The sequence below is a fragment of the Micromonospora sp. NPDC049801 genome (assembly GCF_040656575.1).
GTDB lineage: Bacteria > Actinomycetota > Actinomycetes > Mycobacteriales > Micromonosporaceae > Micromonospora.
Genome location: NZ_JBFAMS010000004.1, coordinates 1 through 19,628, shown reverse-complemented (window position 1 = coordinate 19,628; position 19,628 = coordinate 1). Strand labels below are relative to the sequence as shown.

At 71.0% G+C, this 19,628-nt stretch carries 18 protein-coding genes and 2 pseudogenes; 10 read left to right on the top strand and 10 right to left on the bottom strand.

Features of this window, described 5'->3' with window-relative positions:
* The first annotated feature begins 8 nt into the window (after positions 1–8).
* On the top strand, positions 9–1,604 hold the full coding sequence (locus tag AB0I89_RS08330; protein WP_357122262.1) for an NAD(P)/FAD-dependent oxidoreductase: 1,596 nt from the start codon (positions 9–11) through the stop codon (positions 1,602–1,604).
* A 178-nt stretch (positions 1,605–1,782) separates the two neighbouring features.
* Here the strand turns inward: AB0I89_RS08330 and AB0I89_RS08325 are convergent, their stop codons facing one another.
* Positions 1,783–3,363 carry a Rieske 2Fe-2S domain-containing protein gene (locus AB0I89_RS08325; RefSeq protein WP_357122259.1) on the bottom strand — a complete coding sequence of 527 codons (1,581 nt, stop codon included), beginning with the start codon at positions 3,361–3,363 and terminating at the stop codon, positions 1,783–1,785.
* A gap of 198 nt (positions 3,364–3,561) precedes the next feature.
* Between AB0I89_RS08325 and AB0I89_RS08320 the strand changes: the two genes are divergently transcribed.
* On the top strand, positions 3,562–3,786 hold the full coding sequence (locus AB0I89_RS08320) for a DUF2631 domain-containing protein (RefSeq protein ID WP_007456591.1): 225 nt from the start codon (positions 3,562–3,564) through the stop codon (positions 3,784–3,786).
* A gap of 87 nt (positions 3,787–3,873) precedes the next feature.
* Here AB0I89_RS08320 and AB0I89_RS08315 read toward each other — a convergent pair whose 3' ends face one another.
* The 3 genes from AB0I89_RS08315 to AB0I89_RS08305 form a co-directional block, all read right to left on the bottom strand.
* The gene (locus tag AB0I89_RS08315) at positions 3,874–5,163 is read right to left on the bottom strand and encodes a DivIVA domain-containing protein (RefSeq protein WP_357122255.1); all 1,290 of its coding nucleotides are present in this window, start codon (positions 5,161–5,163) and stop codon (positions 3,874–3,876) included.
* Positions 5,164–5,194: 31 nt separating this feature from the next.
* Positions 5,195–6,352 carry a 23S rRNA (adenine(2503)-C(2))-methyltransferase RlmN gene (gene rlmN, locus AB0I89_RS08310; protein ID WP_357122252.1) on the bottom strand — a complete coding sequence of 386 codons (1,158 nt, stop codon included), beginning with the start codon at positions 6,350–6,352 and terminating at the stop codon, positions 5,195–5,197.
* A 104-nt stretch (positions 6,353–6,456) separates the two neighbouring features.
* Positions 6,457–7,917: a phosphatidate cytidylyltransferase gene (locus tag AB0I89_RS08305; RefSeq protein ID WP_357122249.1), complete on the bottom strand. Its 1,461-nt coding sequence runs from the start codon at positions 7,915–7,917 to the stop codon at positions 6,457–6,459.
* A gap of 432 nt (positions 7,918–8,349) precedes the next feature.
* Between AB0I89_RS08305 and AB0I89_RS08300 the strand changes: the two genes are divergently transcribed.
* Positions 8,350–8,793 (top strand): hypothetical protein, encoded by a 444-nt coding sequence (locus AB0I89_RS08300; protein ID WP_357122247.1) that lies wholly within the window; start codon positions 8,350–8,352, stop codon positions 8,791–8,793.
* A gap of 82 nt (positions 8,794–8,875) precedes the next feature.
* Here the strand turns inward: AB0I89_RS08300 and frr are convergent, their stop codons facing one another.
* The 5 genes and pseudogenes from frr to AB0I89_RS08275 form a co-directional block, all read right to left on the bottom strand.
* Positions 8,876–9,433 carry a ribosome recycling factor gene (frr, locus tag AB0I89_RS08295; protein WP_204943784.1) on the bottom strand — a complete coding sequence of 186 codons (558 nt, stop codon included), beginning with the start codon at positions 9,431–9,433 and terminating at the stop codon, positions 8,876–8,878.
* A gap of 55 nt (positions 9,434–9,488) precedes the next feature.
* The gene (gene pyrH, locus AB0I89_RS08290) at positions 9,489–10,256 is read right to left on the bottom strand and encodes a UMP kinase (protein WP_110562390.1); all 768 of its coding nucleotides are present in this window, start codon (positions 10,254–10,256) and stop codon (positions 9,489–9,491) included.
* 162 nt (positions 10,257–10,418) lie between these two features.
* A complete protein-coding gene (gene tsf, locus AB0I89_RS08285; RefSeq protein ID WP_357122243.1) occupies positions 10,419–11,246 on the bottom strand; it encodes a translation elongation factor Ts in 828 nt (275 codons plus the stop codon).
* Positions 11,247–11,380: 134 nt separating this feature from the next.
* A complete protein-coding gene (rpsB, locus tag AB0I89_RS08280) occupies positions 11,381–12,301 on the bottom strand; it encodes a 30S ribosomal protein S2 (protein ID WP_357122240.1) in 921 nt (306 codons plus the stop codon).
* Positions 12,302–12,639: 338 nt separating this feature from the next.
* Positions 12,640–13,813, bottom strand: a pseudogene (locus AB0I89_RS08275) (hypothetical protein).
* Positions 13,814–13,959: 146 nt separating this feature from the next.
* Here AB0I89_RS08275 and AB0I89_RS08270 point away from each other — a divergent pair.
* From AB0I89_RS08270 to AB0I89_RS08260, 3 genes and pseudogenes are all read left to right on the top strand, one after another.
* Positions 13,960–14,319: a YraN family protein gene (locus AB0I89_RS08270; RefSeq protein WP_357122237.1), complete on the top strand. Its 360-nt coding sequence runs from the start codon at positions 13,960–13,962 to the stop codon at positions 14,317–14,319.
* A gap of 27 nt (positions 14,320–14,346) precedes the next feature.
* Positions 14,347–15,408: pseudogene (locus tag AB0I89_RS08265) on the top strand (YifB family Mg chelatase-like AAA ATPase); the annotation flags it as partial.
* Positions 15,409–15,451: 43 nt separating this feature from the next.
* Entirely contained in the window at positions 15,452–16,957 is a 1,506-nt protein-coding gene (locus AB0I89_RS08260; RefSeq protein WP_357122233.1) for a recombinase family protein, read from the top strand.
* On the opposite strand, the gene AB0I89_RS08255 is transcribed toward AB0I89_RS08260, so the two are convergent.
* A complete protein-coding gene (locus AB0I89_RS08255) occupies positions 16,954–17,388 on the bottom strand; it encodes a helix-turn-helix transcriptional regulator (protein WP_357122230.1) in 435 nt (144 codons plus the stop codon). The genes AB0I89_RS08260 and AB0I89_RS08255 overlap by 4 nt on opposite strands.
* Before the next feature lie 205 nt (positions 17,389–17,593).
* Here AB0I89_RS08255 and AB0I89_RS08250 point away from each other — a divergent pair, with 205 nt between their 5' ends.
* The 4 genes from AB0I89_RS08250 to AB0I89_RS08235 form a co-directional block, all read left to right on the top strand.
* The gene (locus AB0I89_RS08250) at positions 17,594–17,863 is read left to right on the top strand and encodes a hypothetical protein (RefSeq protein ID WP_357122227.1); all 270 of its coding nucleotides are present in this window, start codon (positions 17,594–17,596) and stop codon (positions 17,861–17,863) included.
* Complete coding sequence (locus AB0I89_RS08245) at positions 17,856–18,014, top strand: hypothetical protein (protein WP_357122224.1); 159 nt, start codon at positions 17,856–17,858, stop codon at positions 18,012–18,014. Before AB0I89_RS08250 ends, AB0I89_RS08245 begins: the two co-directional genes overlap by 8 nt.
* Complete coding sequence (locus AB0I89_RS08240) at positions 18,011–18,283, top strand: hypothetical protein (RefSeq protein WP_357122221.1); 273 nt, start codon at positions 18,011–18,013, stop codon at positions 18,281–18,283. The genes AB0I89_RS08245 and AB0I89_RS08240 overlap by 4 nt, the downstream gene beginning before the upstream one ends.
* A 369-nt stretch (positions 18,284–18,652) precedes the next feature.
* A partial coding sequence (locus AB0I89_RS08235; RefSeq protein WP_357122218.1) for a DNA cytosine methyltransferase occupies positions 18,653–19,628 on the top strand: 976 nt, incomplete at its 3' end.

Here is a 19,628-nt window from a genome sequence, read left to right as displayed (position 1 = left end):
GCGGCGGCATGAGTGGTGAGATTCCGGCTCGGGCGGACGTCGTCGTCGTTGGGAGCGGGCACAACGGTCTGGTTTCTGCGGTTCTGCTGGCGCGCGCGGGTCTGGACGTCCTCGTGGTCGAGGCCGCCGACGTGATCGGCGGCGCGACCCGCACCGAGAACCCGTTCCCGAAGGTGCCGGGGCTGCGCCACTCCACCGGCTCGTACCTGCTCGGGCTGATGCCGCCGGAACTGCTCGCCACCCTCGACGTACGCATCCCGGTGCTGCGCCGCGACCCGCACTACTTCCTGCCCACACCGGGTGGCCTCGGCTCGCCGTACCTGCTCTTCGGCAGTGACACCGCCGCCACCCGGGCGCAGCTCACCGAGTTCTTCTCCCCCGCCGACGTGGCCGCCGACGACGCCATGCAGGCCGAGCTGGCCGCGCTACGCGAGGACCTCGCCCCCGCCTGGCTGGCCGAGCCGCTGAGCGTCGAGGAGACCGCCGAGCGGCACGTCCGCCCGGCACTGCGGCAGGTCTTCGTCGACCTGGTCCGCGGGTCGGTCGCCGACTACCTGGCCCGCTTCGAGTTCCGCTCCGAACTGCTGGTCAGCATGTACGCCGTCACCGACGGCCTCTCCGGCCTCAACGCCGGCCCCGACGACCCCGGGACGGGCCACAACTTCCTCGTGCACAACATGTGCCGGCTACCCGGCTCGGGCGGCACCTGGATGATCGCCGAGGGCGGGATGGGCACCGTCTCGCGGACGTTCGCCGACGCCGCCCGCGCCGCCGGGGCGAGGATCCTGACCGGTACGCCGGTGAGCGCGGTGACCCTGGACGGCGGCGCGGCCAGCGGAGTGGTGTTGGCCGACGGTCGGCAGGTCAGCGCCCGCGTGGTGCTCGGCGCGTGTGATCCGTACCGGCTGATGGAGCTGTTGCCCGACGGCGCGCTCCCGGCGCGACTCGGCGAACGGATGGCGGCGGTCCGCCGGCCCGGCACCACCCTCAAGCTCAACCTGGCGCTGCGCGGCCTGCCGCGCTTCTCCTGCCTGCCGGCCGACGCGCCGAGCCCGTTCGGGTCGACCATCCACCTGCTGCCCGGCTCCGCGTCGCTGGTCGGCGGCGACGCCCCATCGCCGATGACCGCGCTGCGCGACATGTGGACGGACGTGCAGGCCGGGCGGCTGCCGGCCGAGCCGACCATCGAGTGGTACCTGCACACCACCGTCGACCCGTCGCTCTCCGACGCCGCCGGGCACCACTCGTCGGCGCTGTTCGTCCAGTCGGTGCCCTACGAGCTGACCGGCACCACCTGGGACGCCGAACTGCCCGGCTACGTCGACCGACTCGTCGAGATCGTCGAACGGTACGCCCCCGGCACCGCCGACCTGATCGCCGACGCGGTGCCGCTGCCCCCGCCGGGCATCGAGGCGCACTTCGGCATCACCGGCGGGCACATCCACCACGTCGACAACACCGTCTCGTTCACCGACCGGATGCCCTACGCCACCGGCATCGACGGCGTGTACGCGGGCAGCGCCGGCTGCCACCCCGCCGGCAGCGTGATCGGCGCCGCCGGCCACAACGCCGCCCGCAAGATCCTCAAAGACCTCGGGCACTAACCAGCCCTACCCGCCCGCCCCCGCCGCCCGCGCCCGGCCGCCCCGCCCCCGGCCGGCCGGCCGGCCGGCCGCGTCGATCATGTAGTTGTGGTGGTGAACAGAGACGACTTAATGGGGAGAAACGGGCACCACAAGTTCATGATCGACGCGGGGGGCGGGGGCGGGGGCGGGGGCGGGGTTAGCTCAGGGCTTCGCCGGCCGGGGCGGGGGTTTCCGCGTCTACGCGGTGGGCTCTCACCTTGTGGCCGACGCTCGTCAGGCAGCGGCCGCTGGGCAGGTCGAAGCGCCAACCGTGCAGCTGGCAGGTGAGCTGGTCACCCTCGACGATGCCGAAGCGGGTCAGATCCGCCTTCAGGTGCGGGCAGCGGCGCTGCACCACCCAGTCGCCCAACGTGATGTCCTCGGCGTCGGTGCTGCGCTCGTGCTCGTCGTACCAGCCCTCGGCGTACTGGAGACGCTCCTCGGAGAGGCACTTGAAGAACGCGTAGACGAACTCGTTGTACTGGCCGATCCGCGCCGCCGAGAACCGGCAGGACAGGAAGAGCGAGTTGACCCAGTCCACCTCGTCGATGAAGAGCAGGTGCTCGATCAGCGACCGCTCGGTCCGGAACCGGTACCGGACCTTCTCGTCCGCGTACGGCCGGACCTCCTTGCCCGGGAAGTCCACCACGATCGACTCGACGCTCTCGCCGTCGTACCCCACCAGGTCGAAACGGACCGGACCGCCGACCCCCTTGGCCAGGTAGATCGACTCGTCGAGCAGCGGCTCGATCCGGCGCTTCATCTCGCCGAGCACGTCCACCTCGGGGTGCCGCCAGGATGCCTTCTCCGCCTCGATGATCGGGCGCTTACGCTCCCGCATCTCCTCCAGGTGGGCGACCTTGTTGGCGAAGAACTCCTCGACCGGCACCGGGTGGGTGGTGCTGGCGCCCTCGGTGGTGACCTCGGCGACGCTGCCCGGCAGCAGCACGATCCCGTTGGTGCCGCCGACCTTGGCGTACTCCGACAGGAACACCGACTGGTCGGGGAAGATGTTGCCCTCGTCGCCGAAGATGTCGTTGAACTGCCACAGCTCGTCGTCGAGGAAGCACGGCGGGCCGGCGATCGGGAAGACATGATCGGCCTTCAGGTCGTCGATGTAGCGCCAGGTCCGGTCGAACTGCCGGTCGCGCTTCTGCTTGCCGAATGCGGTCTTCGCCGCCTGCGGCAGTTCGTAGACCATCGGGTACCAGATGGCCCCGGAGAACTGCAGCAGGTGCGCGTGCACGTGCCCCAGCTCGGCGAAGACGCTCAGGTCGGTGGGGCGGGCGTCGTTCTGGTTCAGCAGCCGCACCCCGTCGTACTCGACCCAGAGCGACGAGTCGCCGATCGGGCCGTCGGTGGGGCTGGTCAACGCCTGAATCATGATCTTCAGGCCGCCGGGCAGCTCCACGACCTGCTCGTTCGGCGCCTTCAGAAACTTGGTGAAGCCCAACGCCCGGAACTCGTCCTCCATCTCGGAGGTGGGGAACTCGGGAAGCAGGACCGTGGCGTCCTTCGAGATGTGGTCCCGCAGGTGCTTCGCGTCGAAGTGGTCCCGGTGCAGGTGGGAGACGTACAGGTAGTCGACCTGGCCCAGCGTCTCCCAGTCGAGCAGCGAATTGTCCGGGAAGGGGAACCACGAGGCGAAGTAGGCCGGATTGACCCACGGGTCGCACAGGATGCTGCCCGCGGCCGTGTCGATCCGCATGCTGGCGTGCCCGGTTCCGGTCACTCGCACCGCACAGTCCCCCTCAAACAGACAATCAGGTGTACGCCAAACGCTACCGGAGTGAGTCTGACCGCCACCCCTCGACGCCCGTAGAGCCGTCCGGCCTGGGCGGGCAGGGCTGTACGGCCGGGAAACCCCCACCGCACCGCCTCGGGCGGGAGGCGTGCCAGACTAACCAAAGATCCGATCGCGAGGGAAGGACCGACAGTGGCAGGAAGCGAGCCGGTAACGTCGCCGGACCAGCACAAGCCCGGGCACCGCAAGTCGGGGCGCATCGGCGCCGTGCTGTCCGCGCTGGCGCTGGTCGTCATGGCGTTCTGCGGCAACCACGAAGGCAGGGTCGAGGACATCTGGCTGGTCGGCCTCGCCGCGCTGCTGCTGGTCATCGTGATCGGCGATGCCGTGCTGCGCCGCAATGGTCTGCGCTCCTGACCCAGTCGTCCGCCGGTCGACCGGCCGAAAGACGTCGAGGGCCCGCCCCCACCCGGGGACGGGCCCTCGTTCGTGTACGCGTCCGGCTCAGCGCCCGAACAGGATGTCCTGCACGTCCTTGAGCGCCGCATCGACCTCGGCCTCGAAGTAGCCGCCGGGCACCAGACCGAACCGGAGCGTGTCCAGGTCCTTCGGGTCGACCGGCATCGGGTTGCGACGCTGCATGCCGCCGAGCAGGGAATCGAAGAACTGGTCCACCTGGTCCGGGTCGTACCCGCTGCCGAATCGACGGACCTGGAACCGGCGGCGGATCTGGTCGACCCGGTACAGGTCGCTACCGGGCGGGCCAGCCATCGGCGGACCACCCATCGGCGGACCGGCGACGGCGGGCGGGCCGGCCATCGGCGGACCGCCGATGCCCTGCTGCGGCATCGGGGGCGGACCGCCCGGGCCGCGCCGCAGGTCACGCAGGTCACGCTCGGGCATCCGGATCTCGGCCGTCATGTCGGCGCGGGCCCGCCGGCCGGCCTCGAAGCCGTCGAAGCGCGGCTCGTCCGGCTGCGGGTAGCCACCGGGCGCTCGCGGACCGTCGGGCGGACCGTACCCACCGGGCATGCGCTGGTCGTCCGGCGGACCGTACCCACCCGGCATGCGCTGATCGTCCGGCGGACCGTACCCACCGGGCATCCGCTGATCGTCCGGCGGACCGTACCCACCGGGCATCCGCTGATCGTCCGGCGGACCGTACCCACCCGGCATGCGCTGGTCGTCCGGCGGACCGTACCCACCCGGACCGGCCGGCAGGCCACGCGGCGGCAGGCCGTGCCCACCCATCGGGCCGCCGGGCCCCATCTGGCCGGGACCACCCGGGCCGGGACCGGGGCCACCAGGGCCAGGGCCGCGCTGCGCGTCGTAGCCACCCCGGGGGGCGTCGTACCCGCCGGCGAAGGCGCCGGTGGGCTCGTCGTACCGGCCGTAGCGGTCGGCCGGCGGACCGGCCTGGGCGGGCATCGGGCGGGGAGGCATCGGCTGCGGGACCATGCCGCCACGGTCGTCGCGCATCGGCGGACCCATCCGGTCCGGGGGACCCATCCGGTCACCCATCCGAGGATCGCCGCCGCGTCCGGCGCTGTTGCGCTCCTCCAACTCGGCCAGCTGTCGCTCGACGCGGTCCAGGTGCAGGTCAACCTGCCACTCGTCATAGCCGTTGAAGCGGACCCGGAAGACGACGTCGTGGACCTCCTGCGAGGCGACGGGCGCACCGACCTGTCGGCCGTCGAGCGTCGCCTCGACCCGGTCGAGGAAGGCGTCCACCTCGTCGACCTTGTATCCCCGGCGAACCGCCTTGCGCCGGAAACGCTGACCCTGACTCGCCACTATGTCTCCTGGTGTCGTTCGCCACGCCCGGTCACGCCGGTGCCTCGTCGGCGCGGTCGGTGAAGGTGTCGGTGTCCTCGGCGGCGGCGAGCTGGCCACACGCGCCGTCGATCTCGCGACCCCGGGTGTCCCGTACGGTGGTGGAGACTCCCGCGTCGCGCAAGCGCCGGACGAACTCCCGCTCGACCGGCTTCGGGCTCGCGTCCCAGCGGCTGCCCGGGGTCGGATTGAGCGGGATGAGGTTCACATGCGTCAACTTGCCGGCCAACAGCCGCCCGAGCAGGTCAGCTCGCCACGGCTGGTCGTTCACGTCCTTGATCATTGCGTACTCGATGGACACGCGACGGCCCGTCCGGGCGGCATAGTCCCACGCTGCGTCCAGCACCTCGGCTACCTTCCAGCGCTGGTTTACCGGCACGAGTTCGTCGCGCAGATCATCATCGGGCGCGTGCAACGACAGCGCAAGGGTCACAGAGAGGTCTTCGCTGGCCAGTCGGCGGATGGCCGGAACCAGGCCGACCGTGGAAACGGTGATGTGCCGCTGGGACAGGCCGAGCCCCTCGGGCGCGGGGCTGACCAGCCGACGGATCGCCGCGATGACCCGGTTGTAGTTGGCCAGCGGTTCGCCCATACCCATGAACACGACGTGCGACAGCCGCGGCGGTGAGCCGGCGACCGCGCCGGAGGCCGCCACCCCGGCCAGGTAGACCGCCTGGTCGACGATCTCGGCGGTGGACAGGTTGCGGGTCAGCCCGGCCTGGCCGGTGGCGCAGAACGGACAGGCCATGCCGCAGCCCGCCTGGCTGGAGATGCAGACCGTGACCCGGTCCGGGTAGCCCATCAGCACGCTCTCCACCAACGCGCCGTCGTGCAGCTTCCAGAGCGCCTTGCGGGTCGCGCCGTCGTCGCAGGCCAACTCACGCACCGGCGTGAGCAGCGTGGGCAGCAACTCGTCGGCCAGGCGCGCACGGGTCGCGGCCGGCAGATCGGTCATCGCCTGCGGGTCGCGTACCAGCCGCCCGAAGTAGTGGTTGGAGATCTGCTTGGCACGGAACGCGGGCTCGCCCAGCCCGGCGACCAGCGACTGGCGGCCGGCCAGGTCCAGGTCAGCAAGGTGCTGCGGTGGCATGGAGGCCCGGCGTGCGGTGGGGGCGTCCGAGATGGCGGGGATCAGCGGCAGACTCGTCATGGCCGGTCCAGTGTGTCACGCCTGCAGCGTTCGGCACCCGTCCGGAGGCGTCGAACCGGCCCCCAGCGTCGGTCGGCAGCGCTCCGGCCATGGTGACGCATGCCTCACCCCGCCACCGGCACGAAGATCACCAGCAACAGGTAGGCGGTCGGCACCGCGAACAGGATCGAGTCCAGCCGGTCCATCAGGCCACCGTGCCCCGGCAGCAGGTTGCTCATGTCCTTGATACCGAGATCCCGCTTGATCATCGACTCGGCGAGGTCGCCGAGGACCGCCGCGCAGGAGACGGCCACCCCGAACACCGCGCCCCACCACGGGGCCAGGTCGAACATCAGCCACAGCAGCAGGGCGCTGCCCAGCGCCGCCGCGGTGACCGAGCCGGCGAACCCCTCCCAGGACTTCTTCGGGCTGATGGACGGGGCCATCGGATGCCGGCCGAACGAGACGCCGGCCGCGTACCCACCGGTGTCGGAGAGGACCACCGCGATCAGCGTGGCCAGGATGCGCAGCCGACCGTCGTCGGGGGCCGCCGCCAGCAACGCCGCGAAACCGGCGAGGAACGGCACGTAGACGGCGATCAGGGTGGCGGCGGTCAGATCCCGCTGGAAGCCGGCCGGGCCGTCACCCAACCGCCAGATCATCGTGCCGAGCACCGTCACCAACAGCCCGAGGCTGAGCGCGTCCGGGCCGGCGAACCAGGCCAGACCCACCGTCAGGACACCACCGGCGAGCAGCGGCACCAGCGGCGGGTGAGCGCCGCTGCGCCGAACCGCCCGAGCCATCTCCCAGATACCGATGGCGACGGCGGCGGCGATCACCGGCAGGAACGCCGGCGGATAGACGGCCAACGGCACCACGATCAGCGCGCCCAAGGCGAGGCCGACACCGATCGCCGCCGGCAGGTTGCGGCCGGCTCGTCCGGTACCCACCTGCTGCGTCGCCGGTCGGTCGACGCTGGCCCGTCGGCGTCCCTTCGGTCGCCGCCCCACCGGCGGCTCCGGGTCGGTGATCGGGTCGTCGTCCGGCAGGATCTCGGCGCCGATGGGCGCGAGCTGCGCCGTCGGGAAACCGGCAGCGTCGTCGAAGCGGGGCGGAACCTCACGGTCGTCGAAACGCGGTGGCTCGTCACCGTCGTCGTAACGCTGACCGGCGCCGGGGTCGGCATAACGTGGCACCGCGTCACCCGTTGGCGGGCCGTCGCCGTAGCGGCCGGGGTGACCCCGGTCGTCGTACGGGTCGGGCTGGTTCCGATCGTCGTCGTAGCGATCCCGGTCGTCGAAGCGGTCGCGCCGGTCCCGGTCGTCGAAGCGGTCGCGCCGATCCCGGTCGTCGAAGCGGTCGCGGTCGTCCGGGAGGACCGGCCGGCCGCGCTCGTCGTACGGGTCCGCCGGGTGCGGATCGGCGTACGGCCGGGTGCGGGGCTCGGCGTACAACTCGGGCCCGGCGGCCGGCCGGCGGCTCCACTGGCCCGCCTCAAGCTCCTGCTCGGGCCAGGGCAGGGCAGCCGGGCGCTCGGGCCGGTCCCAGCCGCGCGGCTCGTTGGTGTAGGGGTCGGGGTGGGACATCACGCACCGCGACGCGGCACGAGTACCACCACATGACGCAAGGCCACAAGCATCCCCTACACGCGCGACTGTGTTCCGCTGGCTCGACCGCCCCGATGGTCGGTCGATTCCCGGTGCGCACCGGCTGGTGGCCGGGAATCCTGACGAGCCTACTGCACCCGCCGCCGGGGCGAGGCGGACGATGGCACCCGTGACCGCCGGGCCCCTCCGGGTCACGGTGCGCAAGGGCCCGCGAGTCGCGTCGCCGTGCTGCCACGACGGCGGCGGACGCACGGCGGCCTGAGCAACCCCGCCCGCCGCAGACGCATCGACGCCTATCCGACCGAGCATCCGGGCGAACAGGGGATGACCCGCAACACCCGTCGGTGGTCGGCTGTCGGGGTGCCGGCGTCCGCCGGCGGTCTCTACCACAGCAGCGGGGAAGGAACGTTCGTGCGCAGAATCAGCCTGGCGGTGCTGACGATGGCCGCCCTCGTCCTGACGGCGGCCTCACCGGCCACCGCGGCGACACCGAACGCCAGCATCAGGATCGACCACCGCACCAGCGAGATTTACCTGTACGACGGAAGTCCCGACGGCACCGGGCCGGCGTTCCCGGCCGCCACCGCCCGGGGAGAGGTGCGCAACTGCCCGACCGGCGTGTACTTCCTGTCGGCGTCGCTGACCCAGGACGGCCTGCCGACCTTCTGGGCCACCGGCGGCCTCGGCGCCGGCGAGATCGTCTGCGACGGCGGCACCGCCAGCATCTCGATGGGCTTCTACCGGGCCGACCCGGTACTGCATCCGGGTCGGGCCACCGTGCGCTTCGAACTGCACGACGCGTACGTCGGAACGACCCTGACCGAGACGACCCGGACCGTCCGGATCCCCCGCTGACGCTCGGACGGCGCGAGGCCCGTCCCCGGATCGGGGGCGGGCCTCGCATCGGCTGCTCATCCGGCGGACGCCGGGTCGGGCCTCAGACCTCCAGCAGCTCGGTCTCCTTGTGCTTGACCAGGTCGTCGATGTTGGCGACGTAGCGCTGCGTCAGGTCGTCCAGTTCCTTCTCGGCGCGGCGACCGTCGTCCTCGCCGGCCTCGCCGTCCTTGACGATCCGGTCCAGCTCCTCCTTGCCACGGCGGCGAACGTTGCGGATCGCCACCTTGGCCTCCTCGCCCTTGTGCCGGGCCACCTTGATCATGTCGCGGCGGCGCTCCTCGGTCATCTGCGGGAGCAGGATGCGCAGCTGGTTGCCCTCGTTGTTCGGGTTCACCCCGAGGTCCGAGTCGCGGATCGCCTTCTCCATCGCGTTGATCTGCGAGTTGTCGTACGGCTTGATGATGGCCATCCGCGGCTCGGGAACCGCGATGGACGCCATCTGGGTCAGCGGCGTGGGCGTGCCGTAGTAGTCGATGATGACCTTGGAGAACATGGCGGCGTTGGCGCGACCGGTGCGGATGGCGCCGAACTCCTCCTTGGCGTGCTCGACAGCACGCTCCATCTTTTCCTCGGCCTCGAGGAGGGTGTCGTCGATCACCGGTCTCCTCGCCTCCTTCTGTGCTCGTCGTGGGCTCTGCTGAAAGTCGTCAGGCTCAAGCGGTGATCAGGGTGCCGATCTTGTCGCCACCCACCGCGCGGATGATGGTGTCGTCACCCTGCGCGCCGAAGACCAGCATCGGCAGGCCGTTCTCCATGCAGAGGCTGAACGCGGCCGCGTCGGCCACCCGCAGGTTGCGGCGCAGCACCTCGGAGAAGGTGATCGAATCGAGCTTGCTGGCGGTCGGGTCGATCCGCGGGTCGGCCGTGTAGACGCCGTCCACGCCGTTCTTGCTCATGAGCACCACGTCGGCGCGGATCTCCAGCGCCCGCTGGGCGGCCACGGTGTCGGTCGAGAAGTACGGCATGCCGGCGCCCGCGCCGAAGATGACCACGCGGCCCTTCTCCAGGTGCCGGATCGCCCGCAACGGGATGTACGGCTCGGCGACCTGGGCCATCGTGATGGCGCTCTGCACCCGCGTCTCGATGCCCTCCTTCTCCAGGAAGTCCTGCAACGCGAGGCAGTTCATCACGGTGCCGAGCATGCCCATGTAGTCGGCGCGAGCGCGGTCCATCCCGCGCTTCTGCAGCTCCGCGCCGCGGAAGAAGTTGCCCCCTCCGACCACCACCGATACCTGCACGCCGCGGCGGACCACGGTGGCGATCTGGCGGGCGATGGCCTGCACGACGTCCGGGTCGACGCCGATCGCGCCCCCGCCGAACACCTCACCGGAGAGCTTCAGCACCACCCGGCGGGCCCGTCCGGGCGGCGGTGCCGTCGGATCGTCCATCGCCAGCGTCCGGTCACTCACAACCTGCGTCATCCGCCCCGCCTTCCCCACGCGCACGCCCCGGGCGACGCGTTACCGCGAACCTGCCGCTGCCGACCCTATGTGACGAGGAGGCCGCGGTGCCTGTCACGTACACCGGCGGCCTCCTCGTTCGACGTCTCCTGCCCACGGGCGCGCGTGGCGCCCGGTGGCGGCTCAGGCCTGGCCGACCTCGAACCGCACGAAGCGGGTCACCTCGATGCCGGCCTCGGCCAGCACCTGCTTCACCGACTTCTTGTTGTCGGCCACCGACGCCTGCTCGACGAGGACGTAGTCCTTGAAGAAGGCGTTCACCCGGCCCTCGACGATCTTCGGCAGGGCCGCCTCGGGCTTGTTCTCCTCGCGGGCGGTCTGCTCGGCGATGCGCCGCTCGGACTCGACGACGTCGGCCGGAACCTCGTCACGGCTGAGGTACTTCGGCCGCATGGCCGCGATCTGCATCGCGACGCCGCGGGCGTCAGCGTCGCCCGCCTCATCGCTCTTGCCGGTGTACGACACCAGCACGCCGACGGCCGGCGGCAGGTCCTGGGCCTTGCGGTGCAGGTAGACCGCGGTGGTGCCCTCGACCGTGGCGAACCGGTTGAGCACCAGCTTCTCGCCGATCTTGGCGGACTGCTCCTGGATCAGGTCCGCGACGACCTTGCCGTCCAGCTCGGAGGCGAGCAGCTCCTCGGCGTTGGTCACGCCGGAACGCTCGCCGTGCTCGACCAGCTGCTGGGCCAGCGCGATGAACGACTCGGTCTTGGCGACGAAGTCGGTCTCGCAGTTGAGCTCGAGCAGGGCCTTGCCGGAGTGGGCGACCAGACCGTTGGCGGCCGTACGGCCAGCCCGCTTGCCGACGTCCTTCGCGCCCTTGACGCGCAGGATCTCGACGGCCTTGTCGAAGTCGCCCTCGGCCTCGGTCAGCGCCTTCTTGCTGTCCATCATGCCGGCGCCGGTGAGGTCGCGGAGCTTCTTGACGTCCGCGGCGGTGATTTGGGACATGGCTCTCTCTTCGGTGTTGAGTCGGCGTGTGGATGGTCAGAGGTGCCGGTTACCCGGAATCGGGCCGAACGTGCCCGTCGTACCGTCGCCGCCCGCCGTCCGCGAAAACGGACGGCAGGGCGGCGACGATGCGATCACTCCGCGGCGGCGGCCGCCGGCTGCTCGGTGGCGGCCTGCGCCGGCTGCTCGGCGGCGGCCGGCTGCTCGGTGGCGGCGGGCTGCTCGGCGGCGGCAGCGGCCGGCTGCTCGGCCGGGGCGGCCGACTCGTCAGCCTTCTTCGGCTCGAGCAGCTCGCGCTCCCACTCGGTCAGCGGCTCGTCGCTCGCGACACCCTCGGGCTTCTCGTCGTTGCCCCGGCGACGGCCGGAACGCGCGATCAGACCGTCCGCGACGGCGGCGGCGACGACCTTGGTCAGCAGCTCGGCCGAGCGAATGGCGTCGTCGTTGCCCGGGATCGGGAAGTCGACCTCGTCCGGGTCGCAGTTGGTGTCGAGGACGGCGATCACCGGGATGCCCAGCTTGCGGGCCTCGTCGACGGCGATGTGCTCCTTCTTGGTGTCGACGATCCAGACCGCGGCCGGCAGCTTCTGCATGTCCCGCAGACCACCCAGCGTGCGGGTGAGCTTGATCTTCTCGCGGGAGAGCTGCAGGGTCTCCTTCTTGGTGTAACCGGCGGCGGTGCCGCTCAGGTCACCAAGGGCCTCCAGCTCCTTCATCCGCTGGAGCCGCTTGTACACCGTCTGGAAGTTGGTCAGCATGCCACCGAGCCAGCGGTGGTTGACGTACGGCTGACCGACCCGGGTCGCCTGCTCGGCGATGGCCTCCTGGGCCTGCTTCTTGGTACCGACGAAGAGGATGCTGCCACCCTCCGCGACGGTCCCACGCACGAACTCGTACGCCTTCTCGATGTAGTCGAGAGTCTGGCGCAGGTCGATGATGTAGATGCCGTTGCGCTCGGTCATGATGAAGCGCTTCATCTTCGGGTTCCAGCGCCGGGTCTGGTGCCCGAAGTGGACACCGCTCTCCAGCAGCTGACGCATGGTCACGACGGCCATGGTGTGGGTACTCCTCAAGATCCCTGGTTGTCACGCCCGGCCGGTGGCCGGGCGTCCTGGCGCCTGGTCGCCGGCCCATGGTGGACCCGACCAAGATCGGGACCAGGGAGGCCGTCGCTACACGACGATTCGTGAAGAGGGCGCGCGAGGTCGACCGCGCGAGGCGGTCGCCAGTTGGCCAGTGTACGCCCCTCCCCGGTTTCGGCGTGCCGGGGTGCCGCGCCGCCGGACAAGATCGCGCTAGTTCCGGGAAATAGTGGCCTCCGCGTCACCAGAGGCCACTATTTCCTGGTTGTTGCGTGGATCATCGGCCGCGCCGGGCGGACGGCGGCGGCGGGTCAGCCGGCGGCGAGCGCCGCGGCGACGAAGAGCACCAGGCCGACGGTCAGGTACGCCGTGGGAGGGCGCAGCCAACCCCGGCCGCTGTCGGAGAGCGCGAGTCCGCCCGTCCTGAGCCCGTACAGCCCGGTTGCGAAGATCGGCAGCCCGGCGACCAGGCAGATACCCACCACGACGTTGCCCGCGTCCACCGGGTCGCCCGTCACACCGGCCAGCAACACCCGCAGCGCGGGGATCTCGAAGATCAACGTCAGCAGGGCGAAGAGGGCCGCCAACGCCGGCCGGCGGGTCCGGTAGACCCCGTCCGGGGCTGGGGGGTACGCCGGCGCGTCTCCCCCGCCCAGGTCGGGGCGGGGGCCGATCCCCGGCATCGGGCCGGTCGGCATATCCAACGGATGCGGGTGCTCCCCGCTGCCGCCCCGGGTCGGCTCGACGATCGGGTAGCCGGCGAGCGGGGCGGGCCGGCTCTGCTCGGCCAGCGGGACGGGCTGGCTGTGCTCCCCGGGCAGGCCGGGGCCACCGAGCAGCGCGACCGCCGGCCCGACGTCCGCGGTGGGGGCCGGGCCGACGTTGCTGCCGGTCACCAGCCCGGCGTCCCGGGCGGTGGCCGTTCCGGCGTCCCGGGCGGTGTCCGGCGTCGTCATGGTCAGTGGCTCTCGGGCGGCCCGGCGGCCGGGCAGCTCACCGGAGATCTCGGAGGGGTCCCGATCCGCCCTGCGTGAGCGGGTCGGCCGGTAACCGTCCGCGTCCGTGCGGACGTCACCCAGCGGATCGGGGACACGCCCGAAATCTGCCCCGCCGACCCCCAACCGCCCCGGCTGCGCGTCGACGACACCGAACCGCCCGGAGTCCGGTTCCGGGGCACCCCCGAAGCGGACCGCGTCCACCGCGCCGAAACGACCCGAGTCCGGTTCCGACGCGCCGCCCAGGCGGGTCGGGTCGGGCTCGCGGCGTCGGCCGACTCCGGTGTCCTCGACGGAGCGGGCGTCCTCGACGCCGCGCTGCTCGGGGATCTCGCCGTCGCGGTATCGCGGTTCACCCGCGCCGCGCCACTCGGGCTCGCCGTACCCGCGCCCCCGCTCGTCGGGGTACCAGCGCGACTCCTGATCTTCCGGAAAGCTCCGTCGTCCGTCCACGTCAGGCACCGTATGCGACGGGCCAGGCCCGCGCCATTTGGCCCCGGCCGGGTTGATCGACACCACTTGGCGCCGTAGCACAGCAGGGGCTTGATCGTCCGGTCGTCCACAGAGCGGCCGTCATCCACAGGCGGGCGCTCTCGGGGTCGCGCCCCTCGTGCCCCGAGGGGCACCGTCGCGGCCATGACGAAGCGGAACCAGGCGGTCGGCGCGTACGGCGAGCGGTGCGCCGCCCGGCACCTGAGCGAGGCGGGACTACGCCCGATCGTCCGGAACTGGCGCTGCCCGGAAGGCGAGATCGACATCATCGCCTGGGACGGGCCGGTGCTCGCGTTCTGCGAGGTGAAGACGCGTCGGGGCGACGCGTTCGGCCCACCGGCCGAGGCGGTCGTACCCGCCAAGGCCCGCCGCCTGCGCGGTCTCGCCGCACGCTGGCTCGCCGAGACCGGCACGAGCGCCGACGAGGTGCGGTTCGACGTGGTGTCGGTACGTCTGCCCGACACCGGTCCCGCGCGGGTCGACCACCTCAAGGGCGCGTTCTGAGATGCGCCGACGAACGGGGGACGCGTCATGAGCTACGCGAAGGTGCTCTGCGTGGGGTTGGTCGGCGTCACCGGCCACCTGGTCGAGGTCGAGGCGGACCTCGCCGCCGGCCTGCCGGCGGTGGTGATCTCCGGCCTGCCGGACACGGCCCTGCACGAGGCCCGCGACCGGGTCCGGGCCGCCGTCGTCAACTCCGGTCAACGGTGGCCCAACCGGCGCATCACGCTGAACCTGCTGCCCGCGACGCTGCCGAAGTTCGGCTCGGCGTTCGACCTGGCCATCGCCGCCGCGCTGCTGGGCGGCTCCGGCGAGCTGCCACTGCTGCCACTGGAGAACGTGGTGATCCTCGGCGAGCTGGGCCTGGACGGGACGGTCCGGCCCGTGCGCGGCGTGCTGCCGATGGTCGTCGCGGCAGCACGGGCGGGTATCCAGCGCGTGATCGTGCCGACCGACAACGCCGCCGAGGCCGCCGTCATCCCCGGCGTCCGGGTACGGGCGGTGGACACGCTGCACCGGCTGGTCACCTTCGTCCGTGACGGCAGCCCGTTGATCGAGCCACCGACGGACACCCCGGCGCCGATCACCGGCGGCCCCGACCTCGCCGAGGTCGCCGGACAGCAGATGGGTCGGCGCGCGTTGGAGATCGCCGCGGCGGGCGGGCACCACCTCGCGTTGCTGGGCCCGCCCGGGGCCGGCAAGACCATGCTGGCCGAGCGGTTGCCGTCGCTCCTGCCGGAGCTGGACGACGACGCGGCGCTGGAGGTGACCGCCCTGCACTCGGTCGCCGGGCTGCTGCCACCGGGTGGTCGGCTCCTGCGTCGTCCGCCGTTCCAGGCGCCGCACCACACGGCGACCGTCCCTTCGCTCGTCGGCGGCGGTTCCGGGCTGGCCCGCCCCGGCGCGGTGTCGCTCGCCCACCGCGGGGTGCTCTTCCTCGACGAGGCCCCCGAGTTCAGCAAGGGCGCGTTGGAGGCGCTGCGCCAGCCGCTGGAGCACGGCCGCATCCAGCTCAGCCGCAGCGGTGGCGGCACCGAGTACCCGGCCCGGACGCAGCTGGTGCTGGCCGCCAACCCGTGCCCGTGCGCGAAAGTGCATGCTGACATGAGGGGTTCCCGCGAATAGGCTGTCGTGCATGCTGCTGCCCGCATCGGCCGTGGATGTAGCCGACCTGTACGCCCGCAAAAGCTCATCCGACCAAGGCCGCAGTGTCGCCCGCCAAAAGCGACGATGGCTGGCCGACTGCCTCGACCTCGGCGTCCAACCTGGCCGCGTGTTCGTGGACCCAAACTTCTCCGCCAGCCGGTACGGGCGCAAAGAACGGCCCGACTACGCAGAACTGCTAGACCACATCCGCTCACGGCACTGCAAAATGATCTCCCTGTGGGAGGTGACACGGGCCGACCGGCAGATGGGCCCGTGGGTGGCTTTCCTGGATCTCTGCCGAGACCTCGGAGTGTTCATCCGCATCTTCGGCGACGAAGATCCGGCCACCTACGACCCCCGCCGATGGCGCGACCGCGAGTTCCTGCTCAAAGAAGGCGTGGCAGCCGAAGGTGAAATTGAGAAGCTGCGGGCCCGCGTGAGGGAAGGCATCGACGACGCCGCCCACCAAGGGCGACCCCCGGGCCCCCTGCTCTACGGGTACGCGCGGGTCTATGGCGCACCCACCAGTGACAGCGTCACGGCATCCGGGCATAAGCGCCGAACCGTGAAGCAGGTCATTAACGAGGACGAAGCCCGGATCGTCCGACGGCTCGCCGCAGACACCCTCGCAGGCATTCCCTTGCAGCGGCAGGCGATCCTGTTGAACGACGCCGGGGTACCCACCCCATCCGGTGAGGGCAGGTGGACCGGAGGGCACATCAACAGGATGCTCCGCAACCCCGGCTACGAGGGGCATCGCATCCACCGAGACAAGCTGGCAACCACGGGCGCATGGCCCGCCATCCTCGATTCGGAGACGGCAAGCCAACTGCGGGCAATGTTGGAACAGCCAGGCCGCCTCAACCACGCTGACGCGTCACTTGCCTACCAGTTGAGCGGGGCAGCCCTGTGCGGGGTGTGTCGGCGGCCGTTGCGGCCCAAGAAGGCGAACGGCCGGCACCGCTACCAATGTTTGCACCGCGGTTGCATGGCTGTGTCGGCGGGGGTGCGGGAGATGGATGAGGTTGTCGACGAGTTCATCAGGGCCCGCCTGCGAATGCCGGATGCCGCCGCCGCGTTTACGCCGATAACGGGCGGCCCCGGGTTGGATCAGGCGCGGGCCGAGCTGGCGGCGCTGAAAAAGCGGCTGGCCGAGTTGGAGGACGCAGCGTCGCAGCCCGACGGTGAGGGTCTGGATTTCCTGATGGCCGCAGCGCGCAAGTTGCGCCCGCAGATCGAGGCCGCTGATGCGAGGGTGCGCCAGTTGCAGACCCCGGCGACCTTGCGTGGCTATGACCCGCACGATCTGGCGGACAGGTGGCCGGATTATCCGGTGGGCGAACGCCGGCTTGTGATCATGACGTTGGCGGAGGTTGTTTTGTCGCAGGTCGGCAAGGCTGGCCGGTGGTCGTATCAGCGCCTGGCCGAGTCGCAGTGGCGCGGCGACTCGCAGACGTGGGGTGACATCTGGCGGCGTGAGGGTGTGGTGCTCTAGCCGATGTCGCGCGCCTCGCGGCGTCCGCTGTCGCCACTCCCCCGCTGCCGTCGACCCCGCAGGCGTGCGCGAAGCATCTCGGCGTAAGCCTCGCGTTCCTCATCTGGCAGGTCCGGGTCTTCGATCAGGTCGAGTAGTTCTTGTGTGCGGGCGCTGATGATGCGCGCGGGCTCGGGGGGCAGGGCGAGTTCGTCGCGGCTGAGGATGCCGAGGATCGCGGCGAGTTCCCGGCGGTCCAGGTTGAGCACTTGAAAGATCGCGATGAGGTGTTCGCGGTCTGGCCGGGGCTGTTGCGCGCCTTCGTAGCGTTTGATGGTGCGCACGCCGATGCCGGTGGCGTCGGCGAGGTCTTCTTGCTTCCAGGCGCGCGCGGCTCGCCCAGCACGGATGAGGCTGGCGAGGCGTTCGAGTTCGGCGTGACTGATCGGCACGGCGTCACGATAAGTGCCCGCGAGGTCCCTCCGGGGTGCCGTGGGTGGCATGTGCCTTAGGTGGCCCCTCGCGTTCGTCGCCATTACGCCCTCCCCAGTGCGTAGCAACTTCACGTAAGCACTCACCATACATCGATAAAGACGATTCAACTTCCTGCGCGTCTTTGCTTGCGTGCCACATGTGGCACCTGATTGAATAAGTGCCATGCGAGGCCCATCTACACTCAGTGAACGGGCCAGCCACGACCCTTCCGCCACGTACCAGCTTCGCCGAGACGCCGTCGAAGCGGCCAAGGATCGCAACGGCTGGGCAACCGACGAAGCGGCATGGACGGCCCTCGGGCTCGGACGCCGCACCTTCTACCGCATGCTCGGCGAAGCCACCGGCATCTGCGCCTGCCGAGCGCAGAGCATCGCCGACCGACTCGGCTGCCCGACTGACGAAGCCTTCGTTCAGGTGACTCGTCATGGCTGAGATCCCCGCCTGGATCGTCCAGGCCACCGCCGAAGCCGCCCCCGAACTTGTCGCCGAGCAAATCGACCGCCTGCGACTGGTCCTCGCGAAGGACCGCCAGCACGCGGCGCCCGAGTCCGCGCCGACAGCGCCCGAACGGCGGGCCGCATGAGCGCCACCACGATCAGCCACCCCGCCGGCACCGCCCGCCCGGCCCTGTCCGGCGGCTGGGTCGTCGACATGGGTGACCAGTTCCCGACGTGGACGCCCACCCGCGAACGCGCCTACGACGTGCTCGACGCGCGGGCCGCCGCGAAGACCACCCGCACCCTCCCGTCGGGTGAGGCCGACGCCCGGCTTGCCGCCGCCGATGGTCTAGGCGTGCGCGAAGCCCTGACCGTTTGCGGGGTCAGGGCAGGCGACAGCTTCCACTCCCCCTGAAAGAGCTGAACGCCCACCGGGGCCCACCGGTAGGCGTTCGTCGCTCCGCCACCTGACCTGATTCCTGGATGAGAGGACATCGGCCACGATGACCGTTCAAGTACACCACATCACCCGAACGGCCGATACCGGCCCCCGCCCCCTGCCCGGCCCGTCGGACTCGCAGGCGTGGACCGTTGACTTTGTTGCCGGTCTAGCGGGTACAACGCCGGACCTGGCCGCGCACGCTCTCGCCCACCCGGTGCCGCAGCACGGCTGCCCGTACGGGGGGTGCGCGGGCGTGCAGGTCGCCTACCGGAATCCGGGTAGTGAGCTGACCTGGCGCGAGGACGCCCGGGTGTCGCCTGTCCCGCACGAGGTGGGCGTCTGATGCTCACTCTCGGGTCGCTGTGCTCCGGCGCGGGAATGCTGGACCGCGCGGTAGAGCAACTGTTTGGGGCCACCACTGTGTGGCACGCAGAGAAGGACGCCGCCGCTGCGCAGGTGCTCGCTCACCGCTGGCCGGGCGTGCCGAACCACGGGGACATCACCAACCCGGACGGTGGCCGGTACGGGGTACCCCGGCGCCGTTTGTCGGCCCCGCGTCGGCAGCGTCAGGCCGCCAAGCGGCACGCCCGCCGCGTTCAGGGCTGGAAGGCGCTCGCTCGGCGGGTCGACGTGTTCGGCATGGGGATTCCTTGCCAGCCGTTCTCCTCTTCCGGCAAGCGGGGGGGGTCCGCCGATGAGCGGCATCTGTGGCCGATCGGCGCGCTGCCTGCGGTGGAGGCACTGATGCCTCCGGTGATCGTGTTCGAGAACGTGCCGAACCTGCTGCGTATCGAGCGAGGCGAGGTGTTCGGTCGGATCCTCGCCGACTTGGACCGCCTGGGCTACACGACGGCGTGGACGGTGGTGGGGGCGTGCAAGGTTGGTGCCTGCCATCACCGGCACCGCCTGTTCGTGTTGGCGGTGCGTGACGGGTCGTCGGTGGTGGTTCCGTCGGCCGAGCCGTTCGGGGAGCGGCACGACGACGAGTGGTTACCCCCGCAGCTCACGCTGTTCGGCGAGGTCGCTTCGGTGCGGTTCCCTGCTTCGGGGCTAGCCCGCGCTGGTGTGGGGTGGTCGCTGCCTGTGCAGACGTGTGGCGCGGACGAGGTTGTGTTGCCGACCCCGCGGGCGTCGGACACCGGCACGGCTGGTCGACGCGCGTCGGAAGGCTGGCGTCCCCCGCTCTCGCAGGTGCTGTTGCCCTTAGTGGCGTCCGACGCGCGCGGCGTGTCCATGATGCCTGGCAGCCTTCGTCATCCCGTCGGTGATCATGCTGGCCGCCACGTTCGTGCTGCTGGCCAAGGTGCGCGACAGCCAG